At 44.6% G+C, this 14,725-nt stretch carries 9 protein-coding genes; 4 read left to right on the forward strand and 5 right to left on the reverse strand.

Translation table 11 applies throughout. The features are described 5' to 3' along the window. The first annotated feature begins 59 nt into the window (after positions 1–59). Positions 60–1,247, forward strand: coding sequence for a T9SS type A sorting domain-containing protein (locus tag AC23P2_RS05065; RefSeq protein WP_487772189.1), 1,188 nt, complete (start codon positions 60–62; stop codon positions 1,245–1,247). A gap of 48 nt (positions 1,248–1,295) precedes the next feature. On the opposite strand, the gene AC23P2_RS05070 is transcribed toward AC23P2_RS05065, so the two are convergent. Next, positions 1,296–1,820, reverse strand: coding sequence for a DUF7935 family protein (locus AC23P2_RS05070; protein WP_487772190.1), 525 nt, complete (start codon positions 1,818–1,820; stop codon positions 1,296–1,298). 99 nt (positions 1,821–1,919) lie between these two features. On the opposite strand from AC23P2_RS05070, the gene AC23P2_RS05075 reads away from it, so the two are divergent. Together AC23P2_RS05075 and AC23P2_RS05080 are read left to right on the forward strand one after the other, a co-directional pair. Next, positions 1,920–2,210 (forward strand): HesB/IscA family protein, encoded by a 291-nt coding sequence (locus tag AC23P2_RS05075; protein WP_472489689.1) that lies wholly within the window; start codon positions 1,920–1,922, stop codon positions 2,208–2,210. 104 nt (positions 2,211–2,314) lie between these two features. Then, positions 2,315–6,058 carry a sensor histidine kinase gene (locus AC23P2_RS05080; protein WP_487772191.1) on the forward strand — a complete coding sequence of 1,248 codons (3,744 nt, stop codon included), beginning with the start codon at positions 2,315–2,317 and terminating at the stop codon, positions 6,056–6,058. A gap of 4 nt (positions 6,059–6,062) precedes the next feature. On the opposite strand, the gene AC23P2_RS05085 is transcribed toward AC23P2_RS05080, so the two are convergent. Beyond that, positions 6,063–7,277, reverse strand: coding sequence for an acyl-CoA dehydrogenase family protein (locus tag AC23P2_RS05085; protein ID WP_487772192.1), 1,215 nt, complete (start codon positions 7,275–7,277; stop codon positions 6,063–6,065). 74 nt (positions 7,278–7,351) lie between these two features. On the opposite strand from AC23P2_RS05085, the gene AC23P2_RS05090 reads away from it, so the two are divergent. Next, positions 7,352–8,809 (forward strand): ATP-binding cassette domain-containing protein, encoded by a 1,458-nt coding sequence (locus AC23P2_RS05090; protein ID WP_487772193.1) that lies wholly within the window; start codon positions 7,352–7,354, stop codon positions 8,807–8,809. Between the two features lie 3 nt (positions 8,810–8,812). Here AC23P2_RS05090 and AC23P2_RS05095 read toward each other — a convergent pair whose 3' ends face one another. From AC23P2_RS05095 to AC23P2_RS05105, 3 genes are all read right to left on the reverse strand, one after another. After that, positions 8,813–9,745: a DUF4249 domain-containing protein gene (locus tag AC23P2_RS05095; protein WP_487772194.1), complete on the reverse strand. Its 933-nt coding sequence runs from the start codon at positions 9,743–9,745 to the stop codon at positions 8,813–8,815. Positions 9,746–9,750: 5 nt separating this feature from the next. Continuing rightward, positions 9,751–12,108 carry a TonB-dependent receptor gene (locus AC23P2_RS05100; protein ID WP_487772195.1) on the reverse strand — a complete coding sequence of 786 codons (2,358 nt, stop codon included), beginning with the start codon at positions 12,106–12,108 and terminating at the stop codon, positions 9,751–9,753. A 235-nt stretch (positions 12,109–12,343) separates the two neighbouring features. Further along, on the reverse strand, positions 12,344–14,653 hold the full coding sequence (locus AC23P2_RS05105; protein ID WP_487772196.1) for a glycoside hydrolase family 20 protein: 2,310 nt from the start codon (positions 14,651–14,653) through the stop codon (positions 12,344–12,346). Between the last annotated feature and the right edge of the window lie 72 nt (positions 14,654–14,725).

Genomic DNA, 14,725 nt, shown 5'->3' on the forward strand with positions numbered 1-14,725 from the left:
TTACGTATATATTTTGTAGAATCAAAATAACAACGAGAATGTGTAACTGTTTACGATTTATGAGGGGTTTATTGGTTTTGTTGGCGGTACTTTGCACTCAACTTTCGTTTGGGCAGGGGTTTGTTGACCTAACGTCGGAATCAGAAACAACCAAATGGCTTCCCGACGGGTCATTGTCACATACTTTTACGAACTTAGGTACACCTCCTGTAACCGTAACAGCCAACATTCAAGGATCAACCAACCGTTTTAATAACAACACCCCACGTAGTGACTCTCGGGGTCTATGGTTGAGCATGAACCTCGGAAGCCGTACGCAGGTCGTTACGATTTCTTTCACATTCAGCGACCCCGTTACAAATTTATCGTTTGCTTTATTGGGAATCGACCGCGAGTTGAGCTTTAGTAACTACCAAGACCGTGTGGCTATCGAAGCTTACGATGACAAAAACACGGGGGTTGTACCCACAATTACGTACAATCCCAGTACAGCTTATTTGTCCAACGGGACTGCCGCGCACATTAAAGTGTTGTCTGGTTTCAATGCCGACCCCTTAGACACCACCCGCGCAACGGTCACTTTTCGTAATGGCGGCGTAAAACGCTTTACGCTCACTTACGGCAGTGGAAGTGACGCAAGAAATGGTGCACTTAGTACCCAAAGTATTTTCTTGTCAAGTCTATCATGGTCAAATATTGTCCCTGTTCAATTGATGTATTTTCGGGGAAAAGCAGAAGCCGAACGGGTACGACTTTCGTGGGCAACGGCGCTCGAAATCAACAGTAGCCATTTTAACGTAGAGCGGAGTACTGATTTAAAAGAATTTGCTACGATTGGGAAACTCACCTCCGCAGGCGACTCCCGTCAAGTGATTAATTACAGCTTTTTGGACGAAGCACCGCTCCCTGGCGTCAATTACTATCGACTAAAACAGGTGGACAAAGACGGTACGTCGGATTATTCAAAAATTATAGCTGTTAGCCCTCAGGCCGAGGCAACGCAGTTTGTCATTTATCCAAACCCATCGGATGGGAGCAGCGTCCGCCTACAGTTTGATAATCTTGAGCTTGACCGTTTGCGACTAATAACGATGTTGGGACAAGAAATTCCGTTTGAGATTCAAGCAACTTCTAACAATAGCCTTACAATTCGGCCCCATAAAACCCTTGAGAATGGGCTTTATTTTATGACGTACCAAACGCCAGACCGAGGCCGTGTTTCTCAAAAATTATGGGTTACTCGCTAGCTAACATCTCGAAAGTTTTGAACTTTCGAGATGTTATGTTACCCCCTTTTACATAAACTCTCGCTGAATTTCATCCTTGACAAACTTGAGCGCCAAGGCGGTTGGGTTTCGGTTTTCTTGAACTATTTTTTCAAAGATTTTCTTAGATAAATCAATGGGTGCTGCATCGGGTTGCACCTCTGCCGCAGCTTGGTTAATGAGCGTGATTACTTCTTGCTGTGCCGACCGAACCTGCTCCCAAGCATGGTGGCTCATATAAACCTGTTGCGATAGGTTATGATTAAATTCTTCCCGAACCTCATGCAAAAGAATTTGTTGAAATTCAATGGCTTGCGTAGCTACTCCATTGGTACGAACGAGCAAGTTATTGGGCGTAATTCGCTCCAAAAACAAACACATTCGTTCGTATGCTTGCAAGCGAATCGGCAACGCAATTTCTACGTTTTTACGCTGTAACTCTACTTCTTTTTCGGTCAATTGCTTTTTCAAAAATGCCGTTACAGTTAGGTACATGGCATACAGTACCAATGCCGATGGAAGAATAATTTTCAATAAGTCGGTGACGATTTCCATTGATTTGTTGTTTGATTACCTACACAAGGTTTATTCCCGCAAAGAACGCAAAGTATCACCAAAATAGTGCGTCGGGTAGCGACAAACGTACAAAACAACATGGCAAACGCTCAACCTATTCGGATTTCAGAGACGGCAAAACGCGAAATTATTGACACCCTTACGGCCAATAAAATACCTGACAGCTACGGTTTACGCGTTGGAATGAAAGGTGGCGGGTGCGTTGGGCAGTTTTTGTTAGGATTTGATACGCCTACCGAACACGACCAAGTGTATGAGATTGACGCCATCAAAGTAATCATCGACAAACGTCACTTAATGTATGTCATAGGTACGGAAGTCGATTTTGAAGAAACTGACAATGGGGCAGGCTTTACGGTCGTAAAATAATTAGCTGACAGCGAGATAGTTATTTAATACTTCTTAATAAAAGTAACTTTTGGCACGATTTTAGGGAGGGTTGTGAATAAACTCAAACCCTAGCTTTAACGTTCGTGCAGCAAGTTAAACGACATATTTTTGCTTTTCTGGCCTTTGCTTCTTTTCTGTTGGCATTGCTATCGTTTTTTGTATTTGAAAGAGGCGCATTAGGAGCATCAGAGGAAAAATATTTTTCGACTGTAAAAGAACGCGTAAAACAAGAACTGGATCTCTCCCACAAAGAATTAGGAGAAATCATGACGATTGCCTCCCAAAACAGTTCTCGTCAATTCTCTGCCTTTCGTCGCCCAACCAAATACCCTTATTACATCTTCCAAAATGGGCAACTGGTTTTTTGGTCCGATTATCGTTTTATTCCCGAATACGAATCTATTCGTAAAATTGCACAAACTCAGCTAGTTACCTTTGAACAGGGGAAGTTTCTGGTAAGTCGGCGGCAGTTGGTTCAGAATGATACCCGCCTTGATGTCGTTTCAGTAATTAATTTATACAGCCACTATAAAAACAAAAACAACTACTTTCAGTCAGGCTACAACACCGAGCTATTTTCGATTGACCCTCAGCAGATTTCGACGCGCTTGGGGCCTATTTACAGCAACGTCCTCGACAACAACACCCATTTCCTATTTTCAATTACCCCTCCCAAATTTGAGACCTACAACCAAACAACCCCCGTAAATACCATTATTTGGGGGGCATTGTGTATTTTCTTTTTGGGAATTTATGTCGTCCGTTGGATACTCCGATGGAGTCGCGAACGCCATTATGAGCGTGCTTTTGTTTTGCTTGCCCTATATTTGATGCTCTTACGGCTTGGAATGCTGTATTTTGGGGTTCCGTTTGTGTTTTACGAGAACGATATTTTTAACCCCAAATTTTACGCTTCATCGCCCATTGCCCCTTCCTTGGGCGACCTGCTACTCAACTCCATCGTTGTTTTTGTATTGGTGTTGTACCTAGCAGACTTTTATTTTCGTTCCAAAATTTACGGGAAATTGCTTCGTATTTCGGGGGTTCCCAAAGTATTGCTTTCTGGTTTATTTGTTATTCTTAGCTTCGGCGTCTTTTACGGGTGTTTCTCTGAACTACAAAATATTTACGAAAAATCACAGTTCACCCTCGACATCACCCTGAGCATTTCATTCTCGATACTCAAGATTGTTTGCATTATCATATTCATTTGTATTTCAAGCATTTACTTTCTTGGAACACACCTATTTGTCAGCCTCTTTATTCGCTTCAACCCTAAAAATCGCGTTCAGGGAACGCTCATTTTTCTACTAAGTTGCGGGGTATTTATCCTACTTCTGTGGATTTTTAGCGGTCAACTGACCTGGGTTTTATGGATTCATGCTGTTTATTTTATTGTACTTTATTTCTCACGGTTTCCTCGTATTCTTTATTCGTTTCGGTATCGCACCACCATTTATTATTTCACGGGGGCCTTCTTCTGGGCATTGGTGACAACCTACGTCGTTTATACCGAAGAAGACCGCAAAGACATTACGAATAAGAAAGAATTTGGCCAAAAAATCATCGCAGAAAACGACCCTTTTGGCGAGTTTTTGCTCGACCGCGCCAAAGATGCCATTAGTAAAGATGTGGACATTCAGGAAACATTTATCAGTGATACCATTCTCTCCCGCGAACGCATTCAGCAAAAAGTAAAAAGTATTCACTTAGATAAATATTTCGACAAATACGACATTGAGGTACTTTCATTCAAAGCCGACGGACAGCCGCTTGATAATACGTTCGAGGCCCTTAACTTCGATGATTACACCCACCCGTATCGACAAGTGAAGTACCAGACCAATTATCCTTCCTTGTTTTTTATCAATGACCTTGTCAATAACTTCAAAAAACAATACCTCAGCCTGATTGATATTCGACAAGATTCGCTCTTGCTAGGATGGGTCGTGCTCAACCTAAACCCCCGCGAAGACCAACCCAAAAATGTGTATCCAGAGTTATTGATGGACAAAAAGTTTGTTCCAACTCCCGAAACACGACAATATAGTTACGCTATTTATGACGCCCAAAAAGAGCTTATGTACAGCTCGGGCAGCTATAATTATGACCGTAAAATGCCCCTTACGGTGCTAGATGATTCCACACTTTTTGATACGGGACTCCTTTTGTACGATTATAAACACGTAGGAAGTAGAGACAAAAACAAACGCTATGTGGTGGTATCGTCAAAGTCGTATCCATTCAAAAGCCTGACTTCCAACTTTTCGTTTTTGTACTTAGTGTTGGTGCTGTACGTCATCTGTATTATTGCCGTTTATGCACTCAAATATGGGTTCCGACGACTGAAAATCAGTTATACTACCAAAATCCAAATTTTACTAAATGTAGCCTTTTTCTTGCCGCTTATTTTGATTGTTTTGATTACGTTGAGTGTCATTAGTACCAATTATTTCAACAACCAAGAAAGCTCGTACCTTTCCAGCACCAAAAACATTGCCACCAACTTTGTTCAATACTTGGAAGAACACCAACGTGGCGGACGTAGCCAAGATGCTTTGAAGGAAGAATTGGAAAAAATTGCCCGCGATGCCAACGTGGACATCAATTTCTTTTCAAACGACGGTACACTGTACATGACCACCAAACCGCTCATTTACGAAAGTAAGCTACTGTCCAAATGGATTAACCCTGACGCCTATATTCACCTTATCCAAGACCGCGAAAATGAGGTTTTGTTGGACGAATCGCTGGGTAAAAAACAATACCGTACGGCCTACGTGACCGTACGAGCTAGTAGCAATAGTAAACCGTTGGGTGTACTTAGTATTCCGCATTTTGATTCAAAACCCGAGTTAGACCGCCAAATTATTGAGGTTATTTCAACGATTTTGAGCGTTTTTGCCATTATGTTTTTGGTGTTTTTGGTGCTGTCCTACTGGGCATCTAACCTTTTGACAATACCGCTCCGAATCATGACGCAGAAGTTTCGTCGCATCAATTTACACCAACTCAACGAGCCCGTAGATTGGAAATCAGACGACGAAATCGGGACGTTGGTGAAGTCGTACAACGATATGCTTAAAAAACTCAGCGAAAGCAAAGAAGAATTGGCCAAAAACGAAAAGCAATCGGCTTGGCGAGAAATGGCCAAGCAAGTAGCGCACGAAATTAAGAACCCACTGACGCCGATGAAGTTGACGATTCAGCAACTTCAACGAACGATGCTGCGTGATTTACCGCCAAATATGCCCCAAAGTGAGCGAATTCGGCGGACGTTTGAATCGCTCATCGACCAAATCGACAACATCAGTGACATTGCGACGTCGTTCTCGGATTTTGCTAAAATGCCTTTGCCCAAAAACGAGTTATTCGAAATTTCTTCGGTACTCAATAAAGCCGCCGATTTGTATTCCGACGACCCAAAAATCACCCTACAAAGGGATATTAGGGTACAACGGGTCAATGTCATGGGCGACCGACAGCTCATTGGGCGTATCATTACCAACCTCATCATCAACGGCATCCAATCCGTGCCCGAAGGGCGCCGTCCTGAGATTTCGCTACGACTCCGTACCGACGAAGGCAACGTCTATATTGAAGTTCAGGACAACGGAAACGGGATTCCCGAACCCATTCGTCCCAAGGTATTTTTACCCAACTTTAGCACCAAACAAGGCGGCTCTGGCCTCGGTTTGGCCATTGCCAAAAGAGGCGTAGAACACGCTGGAGGGAATATTTGGTTTGAAACCGAAGACGGAGTTGGCACTTCCTTTTTCTTATCGCTTCCGCTCACGCACAGTCCACTGCTATCGGAAGTAAAATAATCATTTATTTTTTTCGGGTATCAAGGCCGTAGCTTTTCAAAATACCCCTTGCCAAGGCGGTTTTGTGTACTTCGTCGGCTCCGTCGTAAATCCGTGCAGCTCGCTCATGGGCGTACCAATACGACAATAGCACGTCGCTGGTCATGCCTAGCCCGCCGTGGGTTTGAATAGATCGGTCAATTACCCGAAGCATCATGTTGGCCGTAAAAAATTTAATCATCGAAATTTCGTCACGCACCGCCGCAGCGCCACGTTCATCGATGTGCTTGGCCGTGCGCAATACAAGCAAGCGTGCCGCGTCGATTTCCGCCCTGCTTTCGGCGATAAACCCTTGGATAAACTGCTTTTCTCCCAACATAACCCCTTCTTCCATCTCCCGACTAGCGGCATAGCGGCACATCAAATCAAAACTCCGCTCGGCAATCCCGATAAAACGCATACAGTGGTGAATACGGCCAGGCCCAAGGCGTTCTTGCGCCAATAAAAATCCTGCCCCTTCAGCCCCAATTAGATTAGACTGAGGTACACGAACGTTTTCATAGCGCATCTCCGCGTGGCTTGCCCAACTGTCTCCAGCATGGCCCATAATCGGGATATTACGTACGAGTTTTACCCCAGGCGTGTCCATCGGAACTACGATTTGACTTGCTCGTTTGTGCGGCGCAGCATCGGGGTTGGTGACGGCCATCACCACGGCAAACGCCGCACCATCAGCGCTACTCGTAAACCATTTGTGGCCATTAATCACGTAATCATCTCCGTCTTTGACTGCCGTAGTTCCCATTCGTGTAGGATTTGACCCCGCAAACTCTGGTTCTGTCATACTAAAACAGCTACGAATATCGCCGTCCATCAATGGTTTTAAGTACTGCTCTTTCAAGTGCGTCGGCGCGTATTTGTGCATCAGTTCGGTATTCCCAATGTCAGGGGCTTGGGTATTGAACACAAAGTGCCCAAAAGGCGAACTAGCCAGTACTTCGCTGATTTGCCCAAACTCGCAAAGTGTTAGGTTTAGCCCGCCGTCTTCTTCGGGCAAATGCAGTCCCCACAAACCTGCTTTTTTGACCAATTGCCGTTTTTGCTGAAGAATAGGCTCCACGTGCGAAAAGTCATGGGCAAGGTATTCGGGGGTTTCGAGTGGATATAACTCACTCTCAATGAAGGCTTTGATTTTCGGAAGGAGCTCTTTAATTCGCTCGGTAACAAAAAGTGATTCCATAAAGTATAGATTTAAGCAAATATAAAGTATTTAGACTACTAACTTTGTCAAAGTCCCAAACTTTGACAAAGTTCATGATTACACTCCAAAACGCTTTTGTTCGTCGCTACGACACCGTTGTTTTATCTAATCTTTCCCTCACCATTCAAACGGGTGAACAATGGGCCATTATTGGAGAAAATGGAAGCGGAAAATCCACATTATTAGAGGTGTTAGCAGGGAAATGGCCCATTTGGCGCGGAAAATTAACCCACGACTACGGAGATGTGTTGCTGTCCAAAGTAGCCGAACTTGTTCCATCAGATTACTCTTTCAATCGCATCATCCGATCCGCTGCGCAGTATTACCAGCAGCGTTTTCATAGTCACGAAGCGGAAGTTGCGCCGACCGTTCGTGAAGTGCTGACCAATCAACTCAAGCCTGTAGGAACCGTTGACAACCATTCGGTGGTACTTCCTCCAAACACCATTAGTGAAGCCGATTTACTTGCCACTTGCCAGTTGCTTTCCATCGACCACCTGCTTAATCGCCATTTTGTGACTTTGTCCAACGGCGAAACTCGGCGGATGCTGTTGGCGCGGTCGTTGCTCAAAAAACCGCAATTATTATTGTTGGATAACCCGTTTTCTGGCTTAGACGTCCATTCGCGCGAAGTACTGAGAAACGCCCTTGCTCACCTCAAAGACGCAGGTGTCACCATTGTGCTGGTGACTTCTTCGGTAGAAATTCCCGCGAGCGTCACCCAAGTCGTACGATTGAAAGAAGGCCAAATTATTTCAGAAGAAGAATCACTTTCAGAAACCGACAAAGCCACATTTCAGCCTCGTGAGGTAGTTCCTATTTCTCCGACTTATAACTTTGCGTTAGCCGTTAACCTCCGTAACATTACCATCACCTACAACGGCAAAAAAGTACTTGATAATGTTAACTGGCAAATCAAAAAAGGGGAGAAGTGGGCACTGGTTGGACCCAATGGTTCAGGAAAGTCAACGCTGTTGAGTATTTTGACCGCCGATAACCCTCAACGTTTTGCCAATGATTATGATTTGTTTGACTTAAAACGAGGTGGGCCGTCGATGTGGGACGTTAAAAACAAAATTGGGCACGTTTCGCCCGAATTGCATTTGTATTTCCCCCAAGAAACGACCGTTTTTAAGACCATTGCCTCAGGTTTTTTTGACGCAACGGGCGTTTATTTTAGAAAATTAACCGACGACCAAATACAACAAACCCACGCCGTTGCCGAATGGCTCAACGTGGGTTCGCTACTCGATAAATTATTTAAAAACCTTTCTAAAGGCCAACAACGCCTCGTTTTATTGGCCAGAGCACTAGTGAAACATCCGCCACTACTGATTTTAGACGAACCCTGCCAAGGGCTAGATTTTGCCGCAGTAGAGCATTTTAAGGAGGTTGTTAACGCCGTCTGTGATTCAAAAGAACAAACACTCATCTACGTTTCACATTATCCTTATGAAATCCCGAGTTGCGTTACCCAAACCCTCCGCCTTTCCGAAGGTGTTGTCTGTTAAAGGCTAATTGCCGTCTTTGGGTTTTGCTTTTTTGGCGTCAATTACCTCGGTAAACGTACTAACTGCCGCCGCGCCAAAGAAGCCCAACGCTTTGCGCCCTGTCGGATTGGTATTTTTTATGTTACTGTAAATATTGGATGGAGCCGTTGCAAATAGCCCCTGATTACTCGACTCAGTCCGTACTTGATTTAAGAAATAATACCCCTCCAACGGAATGCTGCAAAGCTCTACTTTGACCGTATCTTTTTCTTTGTAAAACTCAGGGGAAATGGCGCGACGAATGGGTAAAATAAAGCGTAGGCCATCGCTGTTCCCACCTGGGCTAAACGCCGCATCATAAGCAATTGTGATCTCGGTAGTTCTGTTAAAATACTTACCGTTTTTGTAGCTTTTTATCCAGTAGCAGTCACCTGCCCCCGTTGGGTCACGGGCAAAAAACTCCGCCGTATAGCCTTCCTGAGGTGCATCATCCGCTGGTGCAATCGGTAATTTGTCAAAGAAATAGGTCACTGAATCGATTTTAGGAACCCGATTAAGCTTACTCACTGCTGTATATTCTTCGGTTCCTGTTTTGATACGTAACGTGTAGGTTCTTCCTACCCGTCCGATGGTATCGCGGGCCGAAGTGGGCTGCCAAACGTACACCCCATCTTTTTTTAGATCCACAAATGTAAATGTACCGCCTTTATCATCGGAGACGGTCACAGTTGCATTTAGGACTGGTTTTGCTGGATTATTGTCAAAGTAGCCCGCTGATTCGGTCAAGCGAATGATTTGGCTTGTTTGTTGATTCGTTACCCAACCATCTACTACTAGCTGCGGAGCACCCGACTTTACGTCTAAGTCCACCACATCCTCACAACTACTGAGGGTCGTAAGGGTCAAAAGTGAGAGGACTGTATAAGTCAAAAAAGTATGAAGCGTATTCTTTTTCATGGCTATTAAAATTTAAAATTGTACGTAATGGCTGGAACAACTGAACCAATCACGGCATACCGTACGGCTTCCGTCTTGAGGTTATTGTCCTCGTTTTGACGCACATACATTGAGAAAGGATTACGGCGATTATAGACGTTATAGATACTAAGTACCCACTCGCCTTGGCCTTTACCAAAGAGTTTTTTCTTCGATTTGAGCGTTGCCCCTAAGTCGAGGCGGTGATACGAAGGAATACGAGCTGCATTTCGGCTATTGTCCACATTTTGAGGCAATGTCCAGCCCCCCCATTCAAAACGGTTGGTCGGAAAAGTAGCAGGCGTCCCCGTATTGAAGGCAAAATTGGCCGAGAAACTCAAACGGTCGTTGAGTTGATACAAAACCACCGTCGATAAATTATGGGTTTTGTCAAAACGCGCAGGGAACCAGTTATCGTTGTTAATGCCTTCTATTTTGCGCTCGGTGCGAGCAAGGGTATAACTCAACCACCCCGTCAGTTTTCCACGATTTTTTTTCACATAAACTTCGGCTCCGTACGCCCGACCATTTCCGAAAAGTAAGTCACCTTCGAGATAGGTATTGAGCAACAAATCAGAGTTAGCTACGTAGTCAATTTGGTTTTGAAGTTTCTTGTAATACACTTCCAACGATGCCTCAAACATATTCTCTTGGAAGTTTTGAAACCAGCCTAACGCTACCTGATCGGCTATTTGGGGCTTGATAATTTTAGAACTTAACGTCCACACATCCAAGGGCGAACTCGCCGCCGTGTTTGACAATAAGTGCAAATACTGGGCCGTTCGGTTGTAGCTGGCTTTGATGGAAGTGGATGGGTTTAACTCTATTTTTGTAGAAAAACGGGGTTCCCAATTGCCATACGTATTAATTACACCCGACTCAAATTTTTTCTCTGAGACAGGCAGCTGTCGGTCACCTTTTACGACTTCCAAAAACTCATAAGCCGTTCCTGGGCCCAGATTTCGGAAATACGAGTACCGAATCCCGTACTGAAACGAAAGCCATTCCGTCATTTTCTGGTCATTACCAATGTACAAAGCCGACTCATCTGCGTAGCGTGAATCTAAACTAAAATTTCGTTCCTCACCGCTCGAAACTCCTATAGCAGTCCCTGGTTTTGTCTTGTAATTGATGTACTGTCCGCCAAAAGTAACGGTATTGTTAGGAGTGAGGTAATACGTAAAATCGGGCTTTATACTCCAAGTAGAAATGCTCGAATTCCACTTGAATTTATCCCCATTTTTGTTCTTATTGTTTCGATCCGACTCCAACCCATAGTCATAATCTGAGTAAAACGCCGTAGCATTCATAAACAGTTTATTGTTAAAAACGTGGTTCCAGCGAACAGTCGCCGTTTGGTTTCCCCACTCAAAACCAAAATCTGCCCCAAAAACATCGCGACCAAAGTAGCCCGAAGCAAAGACAGTATTTTTGTCATCAATTCGGTAATTGGCTTTGGCCGTAAGGTCATAGAAATAAAAGCGCGAGTTTTTTAAATCACCATTCAAAAATGGCTTGGCCAATACGTCGATGTACGAACGCCGCCCCGCTACGATAAACGAACCTTTACTTTTGGCAAAAGGCTGCTCGTAGCTCAAACGAGAGAAAATCGTTCCAATCCCGCCGTTGATTTCCCGTTTTTTGGCGTTTCCTTCCTTTAAGCGAACGTCCAAAATCGACGAAATACGACCTCCATATTGCGCAGGAATCCCGCCTTTAACGAGTTTTACGTCTTTAACCGCATCTGGATTAAACACTGAGAAAAAGCCAAACAAGTGCGACGCATTGAAGACAGGCGCTTCGTCGAGCAATACTAGATTTTGGTCAATATTTCCTCCTCTGACGTTAAACCCACTGGCCCCTTCGCCCACACTCGTTACCCCAGGGAGTAGTTGGATGCTCCGCACCAAATCAACTTCTCCAAGCAAGGCTGGCATTTGGCGAATGGTTTTCATCTCCACCTTGTTGACCGACATCTCAATGTTCTTAACATTCTCGTCTTCTTTGGTGGTTTTGACAATAACTTCTTGCAGCTTCACACTTTCATCCTTGAGCTCAATACTGAGCTTCAAATCGGCAGTAAGCGTCACTTTTTTCTCTACTTTTTCGTAACCGATATAATTAAAGACCAACGTGTACGAGACTCCTGTAGGCAGGTTTAAGGCATAATAGCCGTAGTCGTTGGTTACGGTTCCGTTCCCGATTTCTCGAACGTACACCGACACCCCAATCAGGCTTTCGCCATTGGAAGCATCTTTAATATACCCGCTAATCGTTCGCTTTTCTTGGCTGTACGCCCACGTGGCCACCCCAAGCCACAGTAAAATACTGAAGATATGTTTCATAGCTGACAATAAGTGGCAAGCCACTATTACTTGTTAATGGATAAAAGAAGAAGTTTACATTTGTACTTTTTCATTATAATAACGAGGTAAAGCTACGTTTTTGTTTAAAAAAATAAGACTAAATTGGGATAAAGTGCCAGAAAAGCAGCGTGAACGGGAAGAATACTCTCGCCAACAAGAAAGGCGCTGTGGGTACAGCGCCTTTCTTGTTGCGTATGTCTAATAGCTTATCTTATCAATCTACCACTACTTCATCCATTGAAATCGTGGTCGGGCGACCTGCTTCTGGATGACCTGCGGGGGCATTTCCTGCATTTTTAGCCCGTACTCGAATATACCGAGCCCGCGCTGTTTTGAAGTCGGCTACCACGGGTAAAATTTGCCATCCTCCTTCTAGCTGGTATGTCACGGGCTGCGCCAAGGCTTCTTTGAAACTTTCGCCGTCGCGCGAGAGGCTAATCTCCACCGAAGTAGGCGGGAAGATGTTGTACAAAATCAGTTTTAAGAAATTGGCCGACACTTTGGTCACGGGTTTTACCTCGCCCAAATCAATCGTAATTTCCAGGTCTTTACCCGAAATCTGTACCCATTCCGCGCTGTTTTGAGGACTTTGAGCCACCTGCCCGTCGGTCAATTTCTTTTTATCTGGATCAGCCCAATCAGCAGGAGCGTTGGCATATTTGTAAGGCTTACCTTTGGCACGATGTACAAAGAATTTTTCTTCAAAAGTAGCACCAGCAGTTGTAACCGCCTTGATGGTCGTGATTTTATCCAACGTTATCGGCATCGTATATTCCGTTGAGCTTGTCGTTGGCTGCTTGCCGTCGGTGGTATAGTAGGTTTTGCTATCCGAGTCCAATTTATCCAAACGCACCTGCAGCTGCCCTTGGTTATTGAACTGCGTCACCGCCCGAACGTCCAAAATACGTTTTGAATAATTGACTTTGAGGTAATCTAATCGTTTTAAATGTTCTTTCAAACGCATCGCAAAATCCTCAAAGTTTTTGACGCCCGAAGGCATCCAAGCCGATTCCGCAATGGCCGTAGCGCGCGGAAATGTCATATATTCTACTTGCTCAGGAGTAGGTACATATTCCGTCCACAAGTTTCCTTGTACCCCCAAAATGTATTTCTTAGACGCCTCGTCAAAGCCATCGGCGGGGTCGTAGCCATACACTTTTTCGATGGGCAAATACCCGCCAATTGCTAAAGGTTCTTTGGCGGGATTTCCTTGGTAATAGTCGAGGTAATAGTAGGTTGTCGGCGTCATGATGACATTATGCTTCTGTTTAGCCGCTTCAATGCCCCCCGACGTGCCTCTCCAGCTCATCACGGTTGCGTTGGGAGCTACGCCACCTTCCAAAATCTCGTCCCAGCCAATAATGCTTTTCTTTTTGGAGTTGACAAACTTCTCAATCCGCTTGATGAAGTAGCTTTGCAGCTCGTGTTCGTCTTTCAAGCCCTGTTTTTTTATCAATTCTTGACAAAAAGTACTCTGTTTCCAAGCCTCTTTGGGGCACTCGTCACCGCCAATGTGTATATACTTGCTAGGGAAAAGCACCATTACTTCGGTCAACACGTCCTGCAAAAAGGTAAAAGTTTTTTCCGTGGGGCAAAACACGTCGTACATCACCCCCCATTTTGTGCCCACTTGGTAGTTTTTTGAAGGCTCACAACCCAACTCTGGATAAGCCGCCAAGGCAGCCGTTGCGTGCCCAGGCAACTCGATTTCGGGGATAATCGTGACGTATTTTGCCTGCGCATACTTTACAATGTCCTTTATTTCGGCTTGGGTATAAAAACCTCCGTACTCTTTTCCGTCGTATTTCTGAGGGTAATTTTCTGAGTAGTGCCCTACCAGCGTTTCCTTGCGTTTTGAGCCCACTTGTGTGAGTTTAGGGTACTTCTTTATTTCAATGCGCCAGCCTTGGTCATCGGTCAAATGCCAGTGCAATACGTTCATTTTATGGAGCGCCAAAAGGTCGATGTATTTTTTGATGAACGAAGCAGGCATAAAATGACGCGCTACGTCAAGCATCAACCCACGGTGTACAAAACGGGGTTTGTCTTGGATTTGGCACACGGGCATTGTCCACGCGACGTTTTCAACGGGAGTAGGGCTAAAAACGGCGGTTGGCAACAGCTGAAGGATGGTTTGTAGGCCGTAAAAAGCTCCTTGTGGCGTCGCCGACTCAAGTATTACGCGTTCTTTTCCTACCAATAATTTATACCCTTCGTTTCCCAAGCCTAAGGCTTTGTTCAAACGAATAAAAATCGTGTTGGTCGCAGTAGGAGGGGCGGCGGGCGCTACCACCAAATTGAATTTAGAGGCTGTTTTAAGCGTATTAGCCAGCGACTGCGCAATGGGTTTCAACGGCACATCTTTGGCCGTTACAATGATTTTGGTTTGTCCATTGACCACAAATTGCCCATCTCCACCGTTGAATTGCGCAGGAAAAGGCACCAAGTTGTAGCTATTGTCTTGGGCACAGAGTGATGTACAAGTAAGAAAAGCGAGAGAGAAAACAAAAAATAATTTCTTCATACGTAAATAATCGTCGTTTGGGTGACAAAGGAAGTAAAAAACGGTAGCAATCGAAAAATTAGTGTGTAAGCG

The organism is Runella sp. R0.1_18, from assembly GCF_057652155.1.